Below are 2,313 nucleotides of genomic sequence, written 5' to 3'. Positions count from 1 at the left end.
TTCGGCGATCTTCGCCACCGGCATGCCCTGCGCGGACAGCAGGATCATCTGGGCACGCCGCCAGGTCACCACCGACCCAGTGCCCCGGCGGATGATCCGCAGCAGCCGTCTGCCCTCGTCATCGTCGATCTCGCGTACACGCACTCGTTCCGCCATCCGGACAGCGTGACGGCCACGCGCCGTCCGGCACAGCACCGAGGCGGCGCGTCACATCACAACAGGGCAAACGTTGCCTGATGCAGCACTACCACCACGTGCAGACCACTCAGCCCCTGAAGGAGAAGGCCAAGCACATCCTGTATGTCCGGGACTTCGCCGACCTCCAGCGGGCATTGGTGGAGCTGTACCGAAAGAGCGGTGCACGGTCCTACCAGGAGATCGAGGACATCAGCGCGGGGACCTTGTCGCACTCCACCGTATGGCGCGTGATGAACGAGACCGCCAGGCCTCCGTCGCCGGAATTTGTCGTCGCCTTCGCTCAGGCCTGCGGCCTACGAGGCGTGGAGCTCAGGCAGTGGAGGCATGCGTGGCATCGGGCCGAGGAGAGGCGAACCGGAGGTACGCCAAAGAATCCCGTACCCAGCCAGCGCAGGCGCCGTCAGGTGGCGACTGTGATGAAGAAGGACGGCACCGACAAGCTGTACTACCTGGATCGTGGCCGAGACCCTGGCGGCGAAGACGTGTGGACGTGGCGGGAAGAGGTGCCGCAAGGGACGCTGCAGCGGCATCTCGAACACGCGATGCGCAGCGGCGGGAGTTTGTCCCCGGCCGAACTCGAAGCAGCTCGTAGCCTGAAGAGAAGGCTGCCGAGGCCGCAGGCCATCGAACTGAGTCGTGCTTCCTACGCGAAGAGGAAACTGGGCCGACCCCCGATTCCCCCGGAAGAGGGGCAACGTCCACGTCGCAGTGGAGCGCGAATCATCGTGAGGCGTACGCGAACGACCTCGACGCCGAGCGCAGCCTGGTCGCGGTGACCGCGAAGACGAATCGTCAGAAGGCCGACCAGGACCCGGCGCAGTGGATGCCCCCGAACCCGGACGCGCAGTGCCGCTACATCGCCGAGTGGACCGCCACGAAACTCCGCTGGGGCCTGAGCGCGGACCAAGCCGAAGCCGACGCACTGAAGGTATTCGCCGAGGCCTGCGAGACCACCGTCGTCCACTACACCCCGGCCTCCTAACTGACCTGCTGGTGCTCCCCTCCTGGGGGGGCACCGCGGCTTTCGGCCCGCCCTGGAAGTAGTGCCGCCGGCCACCGTCGAAACCCGGAAACTCACTGTCAGGAGGCCGCCGTAACGCCACAGGGCTCTGTCCCTGCGCGGGAAGTGCCCCATCGGGCTGATGACCCGATGGGGCAAGGCGCAACGCTGCGTTGTCTCCACGTTCCGGGAGACCAAGTCGCGGCGGTGAAGGCGCCGTGCTACGGCCGGGCCCAGCAGGCGCCGATCGCCTCGTTCGGGGTCAGGCCGGCCGCCTCCAGCCCCAGCTGGCAGTCAAGCCGCTTCCCGTACGGAGCCGGCTCCGGCTCGACGTGGGCACAAGCCGCCTTCGTCTTCGGCCCCACCGGGTATCCGTAGCTGGCGACCATCGCCTCGCACGAGGCCGCTCCCTTCACCTTCACCGGTTCTTGCGCTTGTGTCAGCGCGAAACGGAAGTCGGAGGTCTCCGAGGCGCTGGCCGGCACAGTGGCGGCACCAAGAGCACCGACGGCGATGACCACCGTCAGCGCGGCGATGTCTTACGGCGCATGGCATGAAGCATGTGTTCCCCCTGAGTTGGATTGATTGTTCGTGACCACGGGGCCGGTCCGCCCCGCGGCCGTGTCGCGAGACCAGCACGCTGGCCACGCGGTGAAGGACCTACTGGATTTCGACGGTGACACCGCCGACACCGTTGCTGTACCACGGGCAGTACGCCCCCATGCCCACCGTGCTGCCGATCCGGGTCGCTACCCAGTTGCTGTACTGATCCGGGGCGTACCCGCAGATGACCCGCACGCGCCAGACGTGCGCCCCGCTGACGTCGGTGCAGGTGGCCCCGGCGTACTTTTGCTCATGCTGGATGAATTCCCGGCAGTCGAGGGTCCCGGCCGCACCGACATCTGCCTGGGCTGGTGCTGCGGTTCCGAGTGCGGCTGTGGCTGCGAGGGCCACGCCTGCGGTCAGGGTGCTGATTCGGCGGATGGTCTTGCTCAAGATTCCTCCCCCATAGTGTCAAGCACCGGGTTTCGTGGAGTGTCAAGCACCGGGTTTTGTGGAGAGTGAGTTAGCTGGTTTTCTGGAGTGACGCTGGGGGGTTGGCCGTGTAGTAGGCG

At 66.7% G+C, this 2,313-nt stretch carries 3 protein-coding genes and 2 pseudogenes; 2 read left to right on the top strand and 3 right to left on the bottom strand.

The features are described from left to right. Positions 1 to 156 (bottom strand): annotated as a pseudogene (locus tag QIS99_RS32255) (IS630 family transposase); the annotation flags it as partial. Positions 157 to 236: 80 nt separating this feature from the next. On the opposite strand from QIS99_RS32255, the gene QIS99_RS32040 reads away from it, so the two are divergent. Together QIS99_RS32040 and QIS99_RS32035 are read left to right on the top strand one after the other, a co-directional pair. Continuing rightward, positions 237 to 974, top strand: a complete 738-nt coding sequence (locus QIS99_RS32040) for a hypothetical protein (RefSeq protein WP_282517271.1) — start codon at positions 237 to 239, stop codon at positions 972 to 974. Next, a pseudogene (locus QIS99_RS32035) lies at positions 902 to 1,180 on the top strand (HNH endonuclease); the annotation flags it as partial. The gene QIS99_RS32040 and the pseudogene QIS99_RS32035, both read left to right, overlap by 73 nt. Before the next feature lie 239 nt (positions 1,181 to 1,419). On the opposite strand, the gene QIS99_RS32030 reads toward QIS99_RS32035, so the two are convergent. Together QIS99_RS32030 and QIS99_RS32025 are read right to left on the bottom strand one after the other, a co-directional pair. Further along, positions 1,420 to 1,620 carry a hypothetical protein gene (locus QIS99_RS32030; RefSeq protein ID WP_282517270.1) on the bottom strand — a complete coding sequence of 67 codons (201 nt, stop codon included), beginning with the start codon at positions 1,618 to 1,620 and terminating at the stop codon, positions 1,420 to 1,422. Positions 1,621 to 1,858: 238 nt separating this feature from the next. Continuing rightward, a complete protein-coding gene (locus QIS99_RS32025) occupies positions 1,859 to 2,194 on the bottom strand; it encodes a hypothetical protein (RefSeq protein WP_282517269.1) in 336 nt (111 codons plus the stop codon). Positions 2,195 to 2,313: the final 119 nt, after the last annotated feature.

It is taken from the genome of Streptomyces solicavernae, from assembly GCF_029968095.1.
GTDB classification, from domain to species: Bacteria; Actinomycetota; Actinomycetes; order Streptomycetales; family Streptomycetaceae; genus Streptomyces; species Streptomyces solicavernae.
This window is presented reverse-complemented; position numbering and strand designations above follow the sequence as displayed.